We start from the raw sequence: 19,551 nt of genomic DNA on the forward strand, positions 1-19,551 counted from the left end.
GTGGAAGGGTAGGGGGCAGACAGGTCAGAACGGATTTATTCTGTTCGGAAATTATGATCTCTACAAACATATAAACCGGGATCCTGGCGTGTTGATAGAGGACATTTTGCGTGAACAAGGGTGGACTCAAATTTACTTTAGCAGTATTCAGAGAGATCCGTATGCCATATATTGCAATGGAGATTACAGCGCGACTATTACAAGATCCAGTGATGGTGATAGCTTGAATGTATCGCTTGCTTACCAAAAACGCATTTCAGACCCAGATGGATGTCAACATCACGCTGCAATCCGACGATTATTGCTAGAAAAAAATGAGCTGGGATTGCGCTAATCAACGCGGTAATGTGTAAGTCGCATCACGATGCGCCGCATGGCGGCGTCAGTGATATGGGGGAAGCTGGAATCTCCCCGTCAGAAATACATTTAATACATTTGTTAAGCACCCAAACCACGCAAGTACCCAAGGTCCCGACATTTTTCTGTCAACCCCGGCAGTCTACGCGGCAAACATCCCCCAACGCACCGCAACATACCCTGCTGAAGCAGCAATAGCTCCCATATCCAGCGTTTTTGCTGCAGCACGGCATTGCGTCAACACAAATTCAGGGCGGAAAACGCTGTTTTTTTCATGGAAAAAAGCAAAGGTATTTGTCGCCTTTCGCAGTTTAGAGGATACTGGCGGCTGGCAATGAATTCGCAGTGATTTTCCCGTATCTTCCCACCCGAAGGAGAACGTATGACCACCACGCACTTCGCAGAGCTGATCGCTTATGCGCAAGCCCATCCTGGCCCTGCTGCCGACCGACAAGGTCCTTTTTTGGCAGCCTATTTCGAGAACACCGATCCCGACGAAATTACGACCCGTGGGCCAGCCACTCTGTTTGCACAGGCAAACGCGCACTGGCGCTTGCTGGATGCGCCACGTGCCGCTGCCACGCCTGCCGTCAGGGTATTTAATCCTACGCTGGCCGAAGACGGCTTCGTGAGTGAACACACGGTCGTGCAGATCGTCAATGACAATATGCCCTTCCTGGTAGATTCGGTCACGATGGCGATTAACCGCAGTGGCCGTACCGCGCACTGGATCGTGCATCCGCTGATGAGCGTGCAACGCAATGCGCAGGGACAGATCAGTGCCGTCAGTTCGGTCGCGGCTGCCAAGGCCGCTGGCCGCGATGATCCGGTTGAATCGCTGATCATGGTCGAATGCGACCGCATCGTGAGTGCTGCGGATCAGCAGGTACTGGCGAAAGAATTGCTGGCAGTGCTGGCCGATGTACGTGCCGCTGTGACCGACTGGTCCGCCATGCTCGACCGTGTGCAGCAAGTCAGCAGCGCTTGCGAGAAGCATGCACCGGCGCAGACCGCCAATGAAGGCGTGGCCTTCCTGCGCTGGCTGGAAGACCGTCACTTTACTTTCCTTGGTGCGCGCGATTACGAGTTGCGCAAGGATGGCGATAAAGTCACGCTGGTGGCGATTCCTGAATCCGGTCTGGGTATTTTGCGTGGCAAAGTACAGACCAGCCTGGCCTATCTGCCACCGGAAGTGCAGGCCATCATGGAATCCGATGAGACTCTGCTGGTGACCAAGGCAATGACACGCGCCACCATACACCGTCCGGCCTGGCTCGATTATGTGGCGATTAAACGCTATGACGATCACGGCAAAGTGATCGGTGAATCACGCTTCCTCGGTCTGTACACCTCCACCGCGTATTCCGCTCCGGTCAGCGAGATCCCGCGCGTGCGTCAACGCGTGGCAGACGTGATGCAAAGTTCCGGTGTGGTACCGCAAAGCCATGCAGCCAAAGCCTTGCAAGCGATTTTGGATGATTATCCGCGCGATGAATTGTTCCAGATCGATACCGCAACCCTGGCGGAGCACGCGATAGGCATCCTGCGTCTGCAAGAGCGTCAACGCACCCGTCTGTTCTTGCGCCGCGATCCGTTTGGCCGCTTCACATCGGCCCAGGTGTTTGTGCCGCGCGACCGTTACAACACGGAATTGCGCGTCAAAGTCGGCAACGAATTGATGTATGCACTCAATGGTCAGTCGATAGAATTCACGCCTATGCTGACCGATAGCCCGCTGGCACGTATTCATTACCAGGTCAGAGCCAAGGAACGCGCACCACAAAATGTGAATCTGGGCGCACTCGAAGCCCGTATCGCCAAGCTCGCGCAGCGCTGGGAAGATGACTGCACCGCAGAATTGCTTCGTACCCACGGCGAAGGCGGCGGGCTGGCGCTGGCCAACCGTTTTTCCGATGCTTTCCCAACCGCGTATCGTGAAGATTTCTCGGCGCTGGTTGGTGCCGAAGATGCAGAAATGCTGGCCAGCCTGAGCCTGGCTGCACCGATGGTCGTCAAGCTGTATCGCCCGCTCGATGCTGAAGCTGGCGTACTGCGCTTTAAGATCTATAACACCAGCAAAGTTGCCTTGTCAGATTCCTTGCCGGTGCTGGAGCACATGGGCGCGCGCGTGCTGGACGAGCATCCTTACCAGATCCTGAATGGCAATGACAATCTGTGGATACATGATCTGGGCCTGCAACTGCCTGCGACCACGGATTTATCCGCGATCAAGGGCAGGTTTGAAACCCTGTTCTCGCAAGTCTGGAAAGGCGATGTGGAGAGCGATGATCTGAACCGTCTGGTGCTCAATACCGCACTCGATGCGCGCTCTATCGCCGTGTTACGCGCTTGTGCCCGCTACTTCAAACAACTGGGCTTTGCTTACAGCCAGACTTATATCGAAGCGGCGCTGAATAAGAATGCCGCGATCACGCAGCTGATCGCTGAATTATTCGGTGCCCGCTTTAAGCCTGATTTTGCCGGTGAGCGTGAAGCAGCGCAGCAGCAGATCAAAGAAAAGCTGGAAGCCGAGCTGGCCAATGTCGCGAGTTTGGACGAAGACCGCATCCTGCGCCAGTTCTACGCTACCATCATGGCGACCTTGCGTACCAATTTGTGGCAGACCACGGCCGATGGGCAATTCAAGCCTTACATGAGTTTTAAACTCAATCCGCGTGAAGTGCCGGGCGTGCCTGAACCTAAGCCTTTGTTTGAAATCTGGGTCTATTCGCCACGGGTGGAAGGTGTGCATTTACGCGGCGGCAAAGTCGCGCGCGGTGGCTTGCGCTGGTCTGACCGGCGCGAGGATTTCCGTACCGAGATTCTGGGCCTGGTCAAAGCGCAGCAAGTCAAAAATACCGTGATCGTACCGGTCGGTTCCAAAGGCGGTTTTGTGCTGAAAAACGCACCGCCGGCATCCGAGCGCGAAGCCTATCAGGCCGAAGGTGTCGCTTGCTATAAGATCTTCCTGTCTGGCCTGCTGGACATTACTGACAATATCGTCAAAGGCGCGGTGGTGCCACCTGCCAAAGTGGTGCGCCATGATCCGGATGATCCTTATCTGGTGGTGGCCGCTGATAAAGGCACGGCAACCTTCTCTGATATCGCCAATGGCGTATCAGCGGATTACGGTTTCTGGTTAGGCGATGCTTTCGCTTCCGGTGGTTCGGTTGGTTACGATCATAAGAAAATGGGCATTACCGCACGCGGTGCCTGGGAATCGGTCAAGCGCCATTTCCGCTCCATGGGCATCAATACCCAGACGACACCATTCACAGTGGCCGGTATCGGCGATATGTCGGGTGACGTGTTTGGTAACGGCATGCTGTTATCGGAACAGATTAAGCTGGTCGCCGCTTTCGATCACCGCCATATTTTCATTGATCCGGCACCGGATGTGGCAGCCTCATTTAAAGAGCGTCAGCGCCTGTTCAATTTGCCGCGCTCGAGCTGGGATGACTATGATAAGAAGCTGATTTCCGAAGGCGGCGGCGTGTATCCGCGCAGCGCCAAGGCGATACGTCTGAGTCCTCAGGCGCGCGCCGTGCTGGGTGTGGAAACTGAAGAACTGACGCCGGTAGAATTACTGCGCGTGATTCTGCAGGCACCGGTCGACCTGCTGTATAACGGCGGTATCGGCACCTATGTCAAAGCCACGTTTGAAACCCATGCCCAGGTCGGTGACAAGGCCGGTGATGCCTTCCGCGTCAACGGCAATGAACTGCGCTGCAAAGTGCTGGCAGAAGGCGGTAACCTCGGTTGTACCCAAAATGGCCGTATCGAATTCGCGCAAAAAGGCGGTCGTATTTATACCGATGCGATTGATAATTCGGCTGGTGTGGATTGCTCCGACCATGAAGTGAATATCAAAATTCTGGTTGGTGCCATCGTTGAAGCCGGTGATCTCACGCTCAAACAACGTAATGATTTGCTGGCCTCGATGACCGATGAAGTCGGCCATCTGGTGCTGACCGATAACTACTACCAAAGCCAGGCACTGGACATTGCTGCGCACCGGCCGTTGTATGTACTCGATGGTCAGCAAAGACTGATGCAGACCCTGGAAAAACAAGGCCGTCTGAACCGCGCGATTGAATACCTGCCTAGCGATGAAGAAATCTTCCATCGCAAAGCGCGTAAGCAAGGCCTGACTGCTCCGGAAGGCGCCGTGGTGCTGGCCTATGCCAAGATGTCGGTGTTTGATGAACTGGTGGCATCCAATTTGCCGGATGATCCTTTCTTCAGCCGTGCGCTCAAGGCTTACTTCCCGCAAGTCTTGTCTGAGCGTTTTGCCGATGCGATTGCAGTGCATCCGCTCAAGCGTGAAATCATTGCGACCTATATCACCAACACCGTGGTCAACCGCGCCGGTGCGACTTTCGTCAATTTCATCGCTTCTGAAGCCGGTGCCAGCGCAGCGGATGTGATCCGTGCGTTCACACTGGCGCGTGAGATTTTTGATCTGGAAGTCTTGTGGGATCAGATCGATGCGCTCGATTACAAAGTCGATGGCAAATTGCAGCTGGACCTGTTGTCGAAACTGATCGCGATCACCCAGCGTGCCTCGCGCTGGATGCTGCGTATCCGTGCCCAGAGCAGCGACATGCCTACCCTGATCCAGCGCTTCCAGCCTGCCGCCCGTGAATTGCGTGGCCAGCTGGAAAACTGGCTGCCTGCCAATGCGCGTGCGGCCTGGCAGCATGAGGCCGATGCACTGACACAGGCTGGCGTGGAAGCGAAACTGGCGCAAGACCTGACCGCGCTGGAATTCATCTTCCCGGCACTCGATCTGGTCGATCTGGCTGGCAGCACCGGCAATGACATTGAAACCACCGCACGTGCGTATTTCGGAGTGGATGATGAGCTGGGTCTGAGTGGCTGGCGCAATCAGATCAACCGTCTGCCGACGGATACGCTGTGGCAGACTCAGGCGCGTGGCAGTGCGCGTGATGATGTGTATTCGATTGCGAGTCAGATCACACGCGGCCTGTTGTCACGTCAGGAAGCACTGGCCGACTGGCGCCAGCGCCATCTGAACGCCATTGAACGTCTGAATACGCTGCTGTCCACCATCAGCGCCCAGGCCGCCGATCTGGCACCGGTCTCAGTCGCGATGCGTGAATTGCGTCATCTGGCCTAAGTAGTGAATGTGCATGTGTCTGGTGTGTCTGCTTTGTTTCTTGAAGCGGGCACGCCAGGTATAACAGGCACGGCAGCAACATGATGGCAGACAGCCCGCTCAGCTAACTCTGAGCGGGCTGTTGTTTTTTGTACCTGAGCGATGCAGCCCGGCACAGACGCTGCAACTGCATCTTTATAATAGCCTCACCATTTTCCAAGGAGCGATCATGCAACGTGTGACAGGAATAGGCGGTATCTTTTTTCAGGCCAAAGACGCAGCCGCTTTGCGCGCCTGGTATCAGCGCCATCTGGGCATCGATGTGCAGCCTTGGGGCGGCGCAGCATTCAGCTGGGCGGATGAGGCCGGTCAGCCTGTGGGCGGCACCACCGTGTGGTCGATTGGTGCTGAACAAAACGCGCAATTTGCGCCGGGTCGCGCCAATTTCATGATCAATTACCGCGTCGCTAATCTGGCTGCATTGCTGGCAAGCTTGCGTGAAGAGGGCTGTCAGGTGCTGGAAAAGACCGAGTCCTCGGAGTATGGCGAATTTGGCTGGGTGATCGATCCGGAAGGCAATAAGGTGGAGCTGTGGCAGCCACCGGCGGGACAATGAAGCGGCACATTCGTGCCTGTGCCGGAGGCCACGCTGATGACAGCGCCGCAGTTCCTGATTGCCGATCTACAGCGCCATCAGCGGCAGCTGACGGCCTTGCATGAGGAATATCTGGGTTGGGTCTTCAGTCAGCTGGAACTGGTCAAGGATTTGTCCATCAGTTCGCCCGCGTCATCGCAGTTGCCGTTGCATGATTACCTGCCCGCGGCGCTGGCAGCGGTCTGTAGCCAGTCGCCACCGCAAGGGATTTTCTATTTGCTGCAGGTGGATGGACAAATTGCAGGAATGGGCGGGCTGCGTGGTCTGAGCACGCAGCTGGCAGAACTCAAACGCATTTATTTGCGTCCCGCTTACCGTGGGCTGGGTCTGGCAGATGCCTTGATGGAGACCTTGCTTGCTGACGCCCGCATATTTGGCTACCCCCGTTTGTGTCTGGACAGCGCCGTATTTATGCAGCCCGCCCAGCGGCTTTATCGACGTTATGGATTTCAGTCTTGCGCGCCCTATGTGGGCACAGAAGTGCCGCAGGAATGGCAGGCGCACTGGTGTTTTATGCAGCGCTCGCTGGTGCCGGTCCCTGCCAATTTTTCATTGAAGGAGTCAAAGTGATGAGCAATATCAGCGTTAGTGTCACCATCAAAGCCACACCAGAACAAGTCTGGCAGGCTTACACCACACCGCAGGACATCATGCAATGGAATGCGGCATCAGCAGATTGGCATACCACTGCAGCGCAGGTGGATTTGCGGGTAGGTGGTACCTTTTCTTCACGCATGGAAGCGAAGGATGGCAGCCATGGTTTTGATTTCGCGGGCGTCTACACAGAGGTCGTGCCTTGCAAGCGGCTCGCCTACTGCTTCGGTGAGCGCCAGGCGCAAGTCGATTTTGTCACGCAGGCAGACAGCAGTGTGCTGGTCACTGTCACGTTTGAACCTGAGAACGTGTATCCGCGTGAACAACAACAGCAAGGCTGGCAGGCGATACTCGACAATTTTGCGCGTTATGTGGAAGCGGCAGCCTGAGTCAATGTGAACCGGAATTCAGGCTTGGTCTGAGTAGTGAATGTTGCAAATTATTTACATGCATGTTTGTAAAGTAAAAAATAAAGCGCTATAGTTTGCAAGTCCATCGTGTAGAAGATCAGGAATCAGCATGAATACTTCAGCTATGCATCGTTTTGCCTCACCCCGCCTGCTGTTTTGTGCAGCTGCATTGATCACAATCTGTGCCTTGCTGGCTCAGATTTTGGATTGGAATAATGGCGGCGTGCTACACCCTGGCCCTTTAATGGGCATGGCTGGTTTGTCACTCATCATGTTGTTGGGTGCAGTGCAGATGCCGCGTGCTGCAGTACGTCATATCCTCAGCGCAGCAGGACTGGCACTGATCCTGGCTGGTCTGTGGCTGGGTGCGGATTTTGTGCTGAACTGAGCTGAGCCAGTGCGCACTCGGCAGCGCCAAACAGCCTGCCTGCCCGACAAGCAGCGAAGGCTGCTGTTGAGCCTATGATTCAGATTCGCATATTCTCCGGACCAATGGCGCGTAATACGCAGGTCAGACGGCCTTCGCGTTTGGATAGCTGGTTTTCCCATTGCAGCGGGCGCAGATTTTTTTCTTCATGGACGCCACCTTCGGCTAGTGGCAGGATGTAGTCGATTTCCCATCCGTAGTCTGAAAAGCGATTGCCAAATTCGGTGTATTTGATCCAGGCGCCACACTGATCGCGGCGCCACATGCTGGCATCGACATGATCAACCGTGCTGGCTTTGTTCCAGATATGCAGCTTCATCGCTTCGTCAAACAGCATAGACAGTCTCCCTGTATCCATGGTGGTATGGAGTCAGCAGTTAGTATGAGTTCAGCCTGTTGTGTGACGCTGCTGTCGCCCACAAGTTGTATAGAAATGTAGCTCTAATTTTTCCTAGATGCAATTTTTTTTGGAAACGAAGTTACTCTGGCCAGACAGTTCCACCGTTCATCAATAAGAAATTTGAAAAACGAAAAAATGAAGACTGAATACTGGCGCAGGTTTTGAGGCAAAAATGGCTTGTAGACCAATATCCATGAGGACATCGCTGATGTTACTAAGCTGGAAATCGTTTGCCCCGATACCAGGGCTCAGCTGAACTGCTTGTAAACGATATGATGTTTTTACAACACAGGCTTGGCGCAGGCTGGGTTTTCAGGCCACAGCCCAGCGCACTACAGCCATTTGCCACGCAATTCCTGCAGCGTAGTCCAGAGCATGCGGGTGCCGAACAGGCCGACCATCAGGCTGGAAAAGCGGCTCAGGCTTTGTCGCTGGCGGTCATAGCGGCTTTGTATGGCCGGATGTGAAAAAGCCAGCGCCAGAAACACATGCCAGATCACCGCATTGGCATACACCAGTAACACAGCACTGAGCGTCATGCTCCAGTCGGGTTGCGCCGGCAGCACGGTAGCGAACACGCTGCCGAAGAACAGTGCTGTTTTTGGATTCAGAATATTCGTCAGGAAACCCATACGGAATGCAGCTGTCAGGCTGATGTGTTGCAGTGCTGCGGTTTGACTCTGGCCCTTGCTTTGCCAGAGTTTGCTGGCCAGATACAGCAGATACAGGCCGCCCGCGATTTGCACCAGCTGACGTAATGCGGGATGGGCGTGAAACACGATGCCTATGCCCAGCACTGCGAGTGTGGCCCAGGTCAGCGTGACGCAAGTGATGCCAGCTGCGGCGGCCAGTGCCTGTGAACGCTGACCGCTGGCGGCTAACTGGCCGACCAGTAAAAAGTTAGCGCCGGGTGTGACTAAGACTATCCAGTGCAGGGTGGCGAGGGTGAGCAATATGGCTAACATCAGAACTCCGGTGCAAAAATCCTGAGTATGCCAGTATTGCTCCGACAAATGCGTAACAATAGCGCGCTATCCCGGCCAATACAGCTGGCAGCAAGCGCTGTGTTTACGCGGTTTCTGCCAGCGGACGCTTGAACACCAGTACCGGTGATTTGGCAAAGTGATTGTGTAATCCGGCGATATGAATCAGTTCCCAGCCCTGTCGTCCATAGTCGTTCAGTTGCTGTTCGAGTGACTCGGCGAGTTCTGACAGATTACCCGTACCATTCAGATAGCAGGAAGTGACCGATTTATATTCCCACTTTCGCATGCTGAGCTCCCGCAGAGACGGATGTTTCCGGCGCTTGGAAAGGCAGTTCCGCCTGCATCGCATCCTCCGCTTTGGAACGCAGATAGTTGTCTATTTGTTTGCTGTCCGCTGCCAGCTTCGCTTTCAATTGCCCACTATGCAGAGCGCTATCTTCGAGGTTGACTGGCGTAGTTCGCGGTGCCGCTGAATTGCCGATTTCTTCCATTAGTTCGCACTGTTTTTTGAGTAGCAATTGTGTGATTTGCGCTTCACATTGTTCTGCAGCGGGAGAGTACGCTTTGTTTTCGGTATAAAAATGCAGGATGTATTGCATGATGCCGACCAGTTCTTCCGTTAAGTCTTTCGCCAGTAAGGACACCACAGCTGCTTTACGAATCTGATAATCCTCATCTGTATCAGAAACCTGCCGAACCGCTTGTGTGCTGGCGCTGCTGTTTGCTTGATATTCTGCCGCATGCATCGTGTTTCTCCTTTGTCCTTACCAGACCTGATGAAGTGTTGCGCCGCATGCTGTGCGGCACCTCAATTGAGCGCAACTGTGCGCAGAGTGAATGTAGTGGAGCACGAGATACCTCACTGTGCGTCAGCCCACATTTCCCACTTTTTTATGCGTTTTTTTAAATCTTAGTCAGCGGCGTGATGTTCGTTAGCGAACGGTATGCCTGCATCAAAAGGCGCACCATAGGCTCATCAATTCCGGCGAAGGAGAGCAAAATGCGTAGCGATGTACAGATACAGTCCGATTTAATGGCGGAACTGAAATGGGAGCCATCACTGGATGAGGATGCGATACAGGTATTTGTCAAAGATGGGGTGGTAACACTGAGTGGTCAGGTGCCCAGCTATATACAAAAATGGATAGCGGAAAGAACCGCGCTCGGTGTATTTGGTGTGAAGGCTTTGACGGTGCAGCTGACGGTGAATTTACCGCAATCCAGTGTGCGTAGTGATGCCGACATCGCGCGCCTCGCACAGAGCGTGCTGTCGTGGAACAGCCTGGTGCCGGACGAGCGCCTGAAAATCATGGTGGAAAATGGCTGGATTACCATTTCCGGTGAGGTGCAATGGGACTTTGAAAAACGTGCAGCAGTAAAGGCGCTTTCTTCTCTGTTTGGCGTAACCGGACTGACGGATCTGATTCATCTGACCCGGAAACCACGCTCGCCACTGGCTTTAAAAACAGATATCGAAGCAGCATTGCGACGTAGCGGTGGCGATATGCATCCGCATATCGATGTCATACAGGAAGGCGATTGCATCACCTTGTCCGGCACTGTGCACAATGATTTTGAACGGTCGATGGCCAAGCGGATTGCATGGCGCGCGCCGGGAGTTCAGACCGTGGTCGATCATTTACAGATTGGATAAATACACACATAGCGGCTGACTGCAGGGTAGTGTCAGCATAGACGCTGCCAGGCTTAACTTTTGGAGCGCAGATGATGCATATACAGGAAGCGACGATTTATGTCTTTGGCACCCGTGCAGATGCCGAAGTGGCGATAGGTAAATTGAGTGTGGCAGGAATCGATGTGACCAAATTATCGTTGATCGGTAAGGGTTATCACAGCGAAGAGCATCCCATCGGTTTCTATACCATGGGGGATAAAATCAAATCCTGGGGAGCGACAGGCGCATTCTGGGGCGGTATCTGGGGCTTGCTGATTGCACCTGCGGTATTTATGTTTCCGGGTATTGGTCTGGTGGCAATGGCAGGACCGATAGTGGCGATGATCGCATCAGTACTGGAAGGTGCAGTGATCGTCGGTGGCTTGTCAGCCCTGAGTGCCGCCATGACGGTGATCGGTGTGCCTAAAGAAAAGCAGATCATGTATGAAACTGCTTTGAAAGCGGATCAGTACATTTTGATCGCGCACGGCACTGAGCAGGATGTGGCCAGGGTGAAGGCAGAACTGGCGAACATCAGGATGGTATCCGATTATCTGCAAATCTGAAGCTGATCTGCATGATCTTGCATCCGCTAAATTACATCTTGCTACAAATTTCCGGCCTGCTGTAATCATACGATGAGCGCGCAAATGGCATGATGCGGTTTCTAACGATACCGGAGCCGGACATGAAGCCTAGCTTAATGCCATTAACTGTACTCATGCTGCTCAGCCTGACATTGCCTGAAGCCAAAGCAGCTAACCGCATCCGGCTGGAGCGCGCCGACGGTCAATTGCTGAACGCGATGGTGTACCCAGTCAGTGCTCATTGTCAGGGTGTGGCAGTGATTTCGCATGGCGCCGGTGGCTCAGAACAAGGCTATACCTATCTGGCGCAAGGATTGGCCGAGCAGGGTTGGCTGGCGGTGGTTCCAGATCATCACGACAGCGGCACCGAAGTCTTGCGCAAGCGTCTGCGTGCCGGCAATCTGCAGTCAGCACTGAGCAGTATGGTGACCGACAGCGCGGCCTATCGCGCGCGGCAAATGGAAATCAACGCAGCTCGCTTATGGGCACAGCCGCATTGCAGTGGCAAGGCGACGGTGCTGATCGGCCATTCTATGGGTGCAGCAATCACGATGATGGAAGCCGGTGCCGACAATCTGATGCAGATACACGCACAGAAAAGTTTTGACCGCTATATCGCGTTGTCGCCGCAAGGGCCGGGCATTATTTTTCCTGAACAGGCCTGGGCTGATATCCGTCAGCCAGTCTTACTGTTGACCGGTACCCGTGATTTTGAACTCGGTGGCTTATCCTGGGAAAGCCGCACCACGCCTTACAGTCTGATGCCACCCGGCTGTAAATGGCTGGGTGTGATTGATGGCGCGACCCATCAGCATTTTGCCGGACACGGTGCTTCACGTTCTTCTGAGAAGCTGATCATGCAGACGGTACGCGCCTTCCTGCAGTCCGATGCCACATGCAGCCCGCCACCAGCCAGCCCGGGTTTGCGTTTGCAAAGCAAATAATACGGAGGAATGTTGAGGCTGATACAAAGAAATGTGCGCTTGTTACGAAACAGATGTTGGATTTTTTTGTATGGTTACATCTGGCAATATCTGAATTTAGAAAACTCAATCCGAATCCACGATACCCATACTAAGGGCACTGATCTCTTCCATTTTTTCACAGTCTAAGGGAATTCTGAATTCGTTACCCTTGCAGATTTGAGTCACGCCTCCCTGTGATTTGACGATAGGATCCTTAGAGGAGAAAAAGAAAACTCCTCCTCGTACCGATAAGCTGCTGTCAATTCCGTTTGCAAATATTGGATCGATCTTGCGTTTTGTTCTCGACTCAATCCATGAAAAAAAAGCTGGTTTTAGATTTTCAATCGTGGTTTGCTCTGAGGCTGAGTAAGGCACATGAAAAAATAGAATAGGGGCTTGCCCAGCTCTGGAGAACTGTCTTTTTTCGCCGCCTAAAAAACTAAGTGCGCATGCTGAAGCACAAACTCCTTCCACTAGAGTGGTGATGTTTCTCGCAGCAAGAAAATTCCCAATTCTCATACCAGCACGCCATTCTCCACCTGCGCTGTTTTTGAAAACAACAGTGCTGATGGAGTTTGAGTTCATGAGTTCCACTAAGTTATCTGCATCCGCATTCAGCAACTTACCTTGTACAGTGATTGTATTTCCGGATACGGAAACTTCAGCAACTGAAGTAATCGAATACAGCCCAAAAAATAAAGGTAAAAAATAGTTATATAGTTTCATTTAATTATTGCAATTTTATTAAAATTTAATTCCTTCATGTTTAACTCGAAATCTTCTAAATTGTAAAATTTGCTATTAATTGGCCAAAAATATATCCGTTAATATGTAAATTGATAATATAGAAAGCAAAGTGATTCTAAAGAGCGTTGTTTTATATTTGAAAATAAAAATATGGTAATTCTGTTACCTAATTACAATGTTTTCTGATAGTTTTAAAGCGATACACCCCATCGTCACCCAGGCTGCGTTGTAACTGCCCGGCGAACCATAGCTGGTGCAGATGCGCGAGTGCTTCGCCGATCGCAAAGGTCAGCTGATGCGCATCGAGCGGACGGCGGAACATCAGCGGCACAATATCGCAAGCCGATTGCGGCGTGGCGCAGGCGGCCAGTACTTCAGCCAGCCGCGCTGCATGATGTTCCTGCAATTGCCGTATGCGTGTGTGTGCACCACGGAAAGGCTTGCCATGCGAAGGCAGGATCAGCACATCTTGTGGCAGGTCGCTGTATTTTTGCAGGGAATCCAGATACTGTTGTACCGGATTGGCTTCCGGTTCTATCGCAAACACCGAGACATTGGTGGAAATACGCGGCAGCAGCATATCGCCCGAAATCAGTAAATTCAGCTCAGCACTGTACAGCGAGGCATGCTCAGGCGAGTGGCCGTAACCTGCGATGACTTGCCAGGCGCGGCCATGGATCATCAGCGGCACGCCTTCCTGCAGGCGGTGGTAGCTGGCCGGTACGGTAGGCACCAGCCGCGTGTAATGGCCTTTTCTTTCCTGTATCTGTTCTTCCATCGCCGGGTCCAGCAAGCCATGACGGCGGAAATGCGGGAACATGGCGGTGCCATCTGCCCCCGGCAGCGCGGCTGACATCATGCGTGCAAACGCATATTCACCCGCTGTCATCCACAGCGGCGCTTTCCAGCGGCTGCACAGCCAGTCGGCGAGGCCCACATGATCAGGGTGGCAGTGGGTCACGATCACGCGTATCACCGGCAGTCCGCGCAAATGATTATGCAGATCGCCAAACAACACTTCCCAGGTATCGCGCGTCACATCGCTGGCGATGCCGCAATCGACTATGGTCCAGCCATGTACCGGCCCCTGATCGGTCATCAGGGTGTCTTCCAGCAGCCACAGATTGATATGATTCAGGGCAAACGGCAGCCCCATTCTGACCCACAGTACGCCCGGCAGGATTTCCATGGTTTTGCCGGATTCCGGCAAGGTATCAGCGTAAGGGTAGGACAGTTCTTGTTCCAATGCATTCATAGCGGCGGTCTCAGGATAAGCTCAGGGTGATTGCAGACAGGCACGCAGCCGGACTACAGATGGCGTCATCTGCGGCGAAGCTGGCTGCTTGCCTTGTATTGAGGTCAGAATGGCATTTTGTTGTGGTTGCAATGCAGATCAACAAGTTGCTCAGAATAGCCTACAATGCTTTTTTATTGAATTGACGTTTACGTTAACTGCAGATTGTAATCAGAGTACACAACTTAAGCAAAGTTGTTACGGCCCAGTGTGGCATCCTCTCTGCGACAACGGATTTCTTGTTTTAGAAAACTATGGCTACTTATACGATTACCGAACTGGCCCGTGAATTCGACATCACGCCGCGTGCCATCCGATTTTACGAAGATCAGGGCTTGTTAAGCCCGACCCGCGAAGGTCCCAGCGGTCGAAATCGTGTCTATACGGCAAGAGAACGTACCCATCTCAAGCTTACCCTGCGTGGTAAACGCCTGGGCCTGAGCCTGTCAGACATCAAGAGTCTGGTCGATATGTACCGCTCGCCCAAAGATACCGAGGCCCAGTTACACAGCTTCCTGGAAGTGCTGGCACGGCACCGTGCGGCACTGGAACAACAGCGTGAAGACATCGAAGTGATGCTGGCTGAGATCAGCGCCCACGAGGAAAAAAGCCGTGGTTTGCTGGGGCTGGCCAGGTTGCAGGAAGAAACAGAAAACCCCTGAGCAGCAACTTCTGGCTAATTGACGTTTACGTAAACGTCAATTAGTCGTATGATTTTCACTTTTGCAGCGTCTGATATGGAGTTGGCATGAGTATGGACAGCATCCCGACAGCAGAACAGCCAGCTTCCGGCGAACTGGAAGCGCAGCTTGCCTTGCAGCTGCTGGAAGCCTTTAACCGTCAGGGCGCACTGATGGCCTGGCAGGCGAAAGTCACAGCGATGGCGCCCGGCAGCTGCGAAATCAGCCTGCCTTACAGCGACAGAGTGACCCAGCAGCATGGCTATTTTCATGGCGGCGTGATTGGTACGCTGGCCGATGTGGCAGGCGGCTTTGCCGCGAATACCTTGTTGATGCCGCACAGTGAATGCCTGACTGCCGAATACAAGATCAACATCCTGGCGCCCGGCATCGGTGACACTCTGATCGCGCGCGGCAGAGTGATCAAAAACGGTAAATCGCTGGTGGTCGCCAGTGCAGACGTGTTTGCAGTACAGGATGGCAAAGAAAAGTTATGCGCAGTGATGCAGCAGACCTTATTTGTCATCAGCAGGAAATAAGCTGTCCACAAGATAGCTTGCAGGATCGCGGCTCAGCGGTCGCAACAGCATTGCCGTGACAGTTTGTGTAAATTCTAAAAATGTATGAATAAAGTGAGGATGACATGCTCCATTTACCTGGTTTGACTTTTGATCATGGCGAAGACATCGCCGCCCTGCGTGAAGCCGTACAACAGTTTGCCGCTGCAGAAATCGCACCGCGCGCAGCGGAAATCGACCGCTCCGATCAGTTCCCTATGGATCTGTGGCAAAAAATGGGTGAGCTCGGCATCCTCGGTGTCACCGTCAGCGAAGAATACGGTGGCGCCAATATGGGCTATCTGGCGCATATCATCGCGATGGAAGAAATTTCACGCGCCTCCGCATCCGTCGGTTTGTCTTACGGCGCGCATTCCAATCTGTGCGTGAACCAGATCAAACGCAATGGCAATGAAGCGCAAAAGCAAAAATACCTGCCAAAACTGATTTCCGGTGAACACATCGGTGCACTCGCCATGTCAGAACCAAATGCCGGTTCCGACGTAGTCAGCATGAAACTGCGCGCTGATCTGAAGGGTGATCACTATGTGTTGAACGGCACCAAAATGTGGATTACCAATGGTCCGGATGCCGATGTGCTGGTGGTCTACGCAAAAACTGATCTGGAAGCTGGCCCACGCGGCATGACCGCCTTCCTGATTGAAAAAGGCTATAAAGGTTTCTCGATTGCGCAGAAGCTGGACAAGCTCGGCATGCGTGGTTCGCATACTGGCGAACTGGTATTCGATAACTGTGAAGTACCGCTGGAGAATGTACTCGGCGGCGTCGGTAAAGGCGTCAATGTGCTGATGTCGGGTCTGGATTTTGAGCGCACCGTATTGTCCGGTGGCCCTCTCGGCATTATGCAGGCCTGTATGGATGTGGTCGTGCCTTACATTCATGACCGCAAACAGTTTGGTCAGGCCATCGGTGAATTCCAGCTGATGCAGGGTAAGATCGCTGATATGTATTCCACCATGATGGCATGTAAGGCCTATGTCTACGCTGTTGGTCAGGCTTGTGACCGCGCCACCACACCGGAAGCTGTGCGCGCATTGCGTAAAGACGCGGCAGGTGCGATTTTGTACAGCGCTGAAAAAGCGACCTGGATGGCTGGTGAAGCAATTCAGATCCTGGGCGGCAATGGCTATATCAACGAATACCCGGTTGGCCGTTTGTGGCGTGATGCAAAATTGTACGAGATCGGTGCCGGTACCAGCGAAATTCGCCGTATGCTGATTGGCCGCGAACTGTTTGCAGAAACCCGCTGATCGCGTTGTCAGCAGCGCGTCGCCGCAATGATTAAGCGGCGCGCGTTGCTGTAGAAAATATCTCCATCTCTGGATTTGCTGACCATGTCTCATCTGCATATCAATACTCCCTTGCTGCAGCACCGCCGTTTGTCGGCCATGCTGGGCCAGTCAGTCTGGCTGAAAATGGAAAACTGCCAGCCTTCCGGTTCATTCAAGCTGCGCGGTATCGGACTGATGTGTCAGCGCGACGCAGCTCAAGGTGCGCGCCAGCTGATTTGTCCTTCCGGTGGCAATGCCGGATTTGCGGCGGCGGTGGCTGGCGTGGCTCTCGGTATTCCAACTACGATACTGGTGCCGCTTACCACTGCTGACAGTGTGCGTCAGGCGATACAGGCTATCGGTGCCACGCTGCTGGTGGAAGGACAGGTTTGGGATGAAACCAATCAGGCCGCACTGCGTCTGTGTGAACAACCCGGCTATGTGTACATTCCGCCGTTTGATCATCCGGATATCTGGGATGGCAATGCGACGCTGATCGATGAAGTCGCTGGCCAGCTGGATTTTGATGTGGTGCTGTGCTCAGTCGGTGGTGGTGGCTTACTCAGTGGTGTGGTACAGGGCTTACAGCGTAATGGGTTGGCGCATATTCCTGTGCTCGCAGTGGAAACCGAAGGCGCTGCGTCTTATCACGCAGCGCTGGCGGCGGGGCAGTGCGTGACTTTGCCAGCGATTACTTCCATCGCAACCACACTGGGTGCGCGTCAGGTGTCGGCGCATGCGCTGGCGCTGGCGCAGCAGCATGATATCCGTAGCGTAGTGGTCAGCGATGCGCAGGCGGTGGATGCCTGTCTGCAATTCGCAAATGATATGCGTAGCATCGTCGAGCCCGCTTGCGGTGCCACGCTGGCGGTGGCGTATCAGAATCTTCCACAAATACGTGAATTTCAGCGTCCTTTAATGGTGGTTTGTGGCGGGATTGCTGCAGATCTGGTTAAACTCAGTACTTGGAAAAGCCAGTTTAACCTGACCTGAGTGAGCGCCATGCCCCATACCCATTTCCCAAAATTGCTGTCGTCGCAGATTGCATTCGATATTGCCAGAACCATACTTGACGGCTTTGACAAGCATTACCGCTTATTCCGCGCCAGCAGTCAGGCAGCAAAAACGCATTTTGAAAAAGGGGATTGGAAAACTGCACAGATCGCCGCCACTGAACGCATACAGTTTTACGATCAGCGTGTGCGTGAGTGTGTGCAGGTGCTGGAAGATGAATATTCACAGGAAGATCTGAGTGATGAAGTCTGGCGCGAAGTCAAACTGCATTACATGGGTTTGCTGATCGATCATTTGCGCCCGGAACTGGCGGAAACCTTCTTCAATACCGTCTGTACCAAGCTCTTACATCGCACCTATTTCCATAATGATTTTATTTTCGTTCGGCCCGCCACCTCGACCGAATACATAGAGCGCGAAGACACACCGCCGACTTACCGGGTCTACTATCCGGCTACCGATGGCCTGCGCTTCACCATCAAACGCATCGTGACTAACTTCCGGCTCAACGCGAGCTTTGAAGATCTGGATCGCGATGTGGCGCTGGTGGAAGCGCGTCTCAAAGACAATTTTGGTAAAGAAAAACTGGAGCCGAATCACCAGATTCAGGTGCTCGCCAATCTGTTTTACCGCAATAAATCTGCCTACATTATCGGTAAAGGCATTAACGGTAACCGCGAATATCCTTTCGTGATTCCCATCATGCACAAGACCAAGGGGCAGCTGGTGTTGGATACCGTGTTGTTCGACAATATGCAGATCACGGTTTTGTTTTCATTCACCCGCGCTTACTTCATGGTCGATATGGAAGTGCCATCGGCCTATGTGCAATTCATACGCAGCATCTTGCCGCGCAAGCCGCGCAGTGAGATTTACACTATGCTGGGTTTGCAAAAACATGGCAAGAATTTGTTCTACCGCGACTTCCTGCATCACCTCAAATATTCGTCCGACCAGATCGCGGCGGCGCCCGGTATCCGTGGACTGGTGATGCTGGTATTTGCGCTGCCATCCTTCCCATATGTGTTCAAGCTGATCAAAGACAGCTTTCCACCGCCTAAGGAAACCAGCAAGGAACTGATCAAAGAAAAATACCTGCTGGTGAAAAACCATGACCGCGTAGGCCGCATGGCCGACACGCTGGAATACTCCGATGTGGCTTTTCCACGCTCGCGTTTTTCTGAGGAATTGCTGGCTGAGATCGCGCAGTATGCACCGTCTTTACTCGAAGTCAGCGAGGAAGAAGTGGTAATACGCCACCTGTACATAGAAAGGCGCATGACACCGCTGAATATCTGGCTGACCGAAGCCGAACAGCGTGGTGATCTGGAAGCCATGGAGCATGGTGTGCGCGAATATGGCAATGCGATCAAAGAACTGGTGGCCGCCAATATTTTTCCGGGCGATATGCTGTACAAAAACTTTGGTGTCACCCGCCATGGGCGTGTGGTGTTCTACGATTATGACGAGATTGAATACATCACGGATTGTAATTTCCGTCAGATCCCGGCACCACGTAATGAAGAAGATGAAATGGCGGCTGAGCCCTGGTACCCGATCGCCAAGAATGATGTCTTCCCCGAACAGTTCGGGACCTTTTTGCTGGGTAACCGCAGAGTCAGGGAATTTTTTATGAAACACCATGCGGACTTGCTGACCGCGGAATACTGGCAAGGCCGTAAGTTACGCATCGTGGCCGGCAAGGTTGACGATGTGTTTCCGTATCCGCAGGAAATACGTTTTTTTCACCAGACGACGGCAACTCAGCCCGTGGTCTGAATTCAGTTTTTAA

19 protein-coding genes are annotated in these 19,551 nt (G+C 53.2%); 13 read left to right on the plus strand and 6 right to left on the minus strand.

Going from position 1 to position 19,551, the window contains the following annotated elements; translation table 11 throughout:
• Nucleotides 1-739: 739 nt before the first annotated feature.
• The 5 genes from H8K43_RS16905 (at nt 740) to H8K43_RS16925 (ending at nt 7,523) form a co-directional block, all read left to right on the plus strand.
• Entirely contained in the window at nt 740-5,497 is a 4,758-nt protein-coding gene (locus H8K43_RS16905; RefSeq protein WP_186904944.1) for an NAD-glutamate dehydrogenase, read from the plus strand.
• Between the two features lie 208 nt (nt 5,498-5,705).
• Nucleotides 5,706-6,092 (plus strand): VOC family protein, encoded by a 387-nt coding sequence (locus H8K43_RS16910; protein ID WP_186904945.1) that lies wholly within the window; start codon nt 5,706-5,708, stop codon nt 6,090-6,092.
• Nucleotides 6,093-6,128: 36 nt separating this feature from the next.
• Entirely contained in the window at nt 6,129-6,701 is a 573-nt protein-coding gene (locus tag H8K43_RS16915) for a GNAT family N-acetyltransferase (protein WP_186904946.1), read from the plus strand.
• Nucleotides 6,701-7,114 carry an SRPBCC domain-containing protein gene (locus H8K43_RS16920; RefSeq protein ID WP_186904947.1) on the plus strand — a complete coding sequence of 138 codons (414 nt, stop codon included), beginning with the start codon at nt 6,701-6,703 and terminating at the stop codon, nt 7,112-7,114. Before H8K43_RS16915 ends, H8K43_RS16920 begins: the two co-directional genes overlap by 1 nt.
• A gap of 130 nt (nt 7,115-7,244) precedes the next feature.
• The gene (locus H8K43_RS16925) at nt 7,245-7,523 is read left to right on the plus strand and encodes a hypothetical protein (RefSeq protein WP_186904948.1); all 279 of its coding nucleotides are present in this window, start codon (nt 7,245-7,247) and stop codon (nt 7,521-7,523) included.
• Nucleotides 7,524-7,602: 79 nt separating this feature from the next.
• On the opposite strand, the gene H8K43_RS16930 is transcribed toward H8K43_RS16925, so the two are convergent.
• The 4 genes from H8K43_RS16930 to H8K43_RS16945 form a co-directional block, all read right to left on the minus strand.
• Entirely contained in the window at nt 7,603-7,899 is a 297-nt protein-coding gene (locus tag H8K43_RS16930) for an HNH endonuclease signature motif containing protein (protein WP_162019234.1), read from the minus strand.
• A gap of 395 nt (nt 7,900-8,294) precedes the next feature.
• Nucleotides 8,295-8,927, minus strand: a complete 633-nt coding sequence (locus tag H8K43_RS16935) for a LysE family translocator (protein ID WP_186904949.1) — start codon at nt 8,925-8,927, stop codon at nt 8,295-8,297.
• Nucleotides 8,928-9,030: 103 nt separating this feature from the next.
• Nucleotides 9,031-9,234 carry a DUF4177 domain-containing protein gene (locus H8K43_RS16940; protein ID WP_186904950.1) on the minus strand — a complete coding sequence of 68 codons (204 nt, stop codon included), beginning with the start codon at nt 9,232-9,234 and terminating at the stop codon, nt 9,031-9,033.
• Nucleotides 9,215-9,694, minus strand: a complete 480-nt coding sequence (locus H8K43_RS16945; protein WP_186904951.1) for a hypothetical protein — start codon at nt 9,692-9,694, stop codon at nt 9,215-9,217. Before H8K43_RS16945 ends, H8K43_RS16940 begins: the two co-directional genes overlap by 20 nt.
• Before the next feature lie 254 nt (nt 9,695-9,948).
• Between H8K43_RS16945 and H8K43_RS16950 the strand changes: the two genes are divergently transcribed.
• The 3 genes from H8K43_RS16950 to H8K43_RS16960 all read left to right on the plus strand — a co-directional run bounded on the left by H8K43_RS16950 (nt 9,949) and on the right by H8K43_RS16960 (nt 12,154).
• Nucleotides 9,949-10,602 carry a BON domain-containing protein gene (locus H8K43_RS16950; RefSeq protein WP_186904952.1) on the plus strand — a complete coding sequence of 218 codons (654 nt, stop codon included), beginning with the start codon at nt 9,949-9,951 and terminating at the stop codon, nt 10,600-10,602.
• A 71-nt stretch (nt 10,603-10,673) separates the two neighbouring features.
• On the plus strand, nt 10,674-11,189 hold the full coding sequence (locus H8K43_RS16955; RefSeq protein ID WP_222611075.1) for a DUF1269 domain-containing protein: 516 nt from the start codon (nt 10,674-10,676) through the stop codon (nt 11,187-11,189).
• A 122-nt stretch (nt 11,190-11,311) separates the two neighbouring features.
• The gene (locus H8K43_RS16960; protein ID WP_186904953.1) at nt 11,312-12,154 is read left to right on the plus strand and encodes an alpha/beta hydrolase family protein; all 843 of its coding nucleotides are present in this window, start codon (nt 11,312-11,314) and stop codon (nt 12,152-12,154) included.
• 105 nt (nt 12,155-12,259) lie between these two features.
• Here the strand turns inward: H8K43_RS16960 and H8K43_RS16965 are convergent, their stop codons facing one another.
• Entirely contained in the window at nt 12,260-12,901 is a 642-nt protein-coding gene (locus H8K43_RS16965) for a hypothetical protein (RefSeq protein ID WP_186904954.1), read from the minus strand.
• A 187-nt stretch (nt 12,902-13,088) separates the two neighbouring features.
• Nucleotides 13,089-14,177 carry an MBL fold metallo-hydrolase gene (locus H8K43_RS16970; RefSeq protein WP_186904955.1) on the minus strand — a complete coding sequence of 363 codons (1,089 nt, stop codon included), beginning with the start codon at nt 14,175-14,177 and terminating at the stop codon, nt 13,089-13,091.
• 293 nt (nt 14,178-14,470) lie between these two features.
• Between H8K43_RS16970 and H8K43_RS16975 the strand changes: the two genes are divergently transcribed.
• The 5 genes from H8K43_RS16975 to aceK all read left to right on the plus strand — a co-directional run bounded on the left by H8K43_RS16975 (nt 14,471) and on the right by aceK (nt 19,538).
• Entirely contained in the window at nt 14,471-14,878 is a 408-nt protein-coding gene (locus H8K43_RS16975) for a MerR family transcriptional regulator (RefSeq protein ID WP_186904956.1), read from the plus strand.
• A gap of 86 nt (nt 14,879-14,964) precedes the next feature.
• Nucleotides 14,965-15,435 (plus strand): PaaI family thioesterase, encoded by a 471-nt coding sequence (locus H8K43_RS16980; protein WP_230404065.1) that lies wholly within the window; start codon nt 14,965-14,967, stop codon nt 15,433-15,435.
• Nucleotides 15,436-15,539: 104 nt separating this feature from the next.
• A complete protein-coding gene (locus tag H8K43_RS16985; protein ID WP_162019225.1) occupies nt 15,540-16,724 on the plus strand; it encodes an isovaleryl-CoA dehydrogenase in 1,185 nt (394 codons plus the stop codon).
• 84 nt (nt 16,725-16,808) lie between these two features.
• The gene (locus H8K43_RS16990) at nt 16,809-17,738 is read left to right on the plus strand and encodes a pyridoxal-phosphate dependent enzyme (protein ID WP_222611076.1); all 930 of its coding nucleotides are present in this window, start codon (nt 16,809-16,811) and stop codon (nt 17,736-17,738) included.
• Nucleotides 17,739-17,747: 9 nt separating this feature from the next.
• Nucleotides 17,748-19,538 (plus strand): bifunctional isocitrate dehydrogenase kinase/phosphatase, encoded by a 1,791-nt coding sequence (aceK, locus tag H8K43_RS16995; protein ID WP_186904957.1) that lies wholly within the window; start codon nt 17,748-17,750, stop codon nt 19,536-19,538.
• Nucleotides 19,539-19,551: the final 13 nt, after the last annotated feature.

It is taken from the genome of Cognatundibacterium curvum (assembly GCF_014284235.1).
Classification (GTDB): domain Bacteria; phylum Pseudomonadota; class Gammaproteobacteria; order Burkholderiales; family Burkholderiaceae_D; genus Undibacterium; species Undibacterium curvum.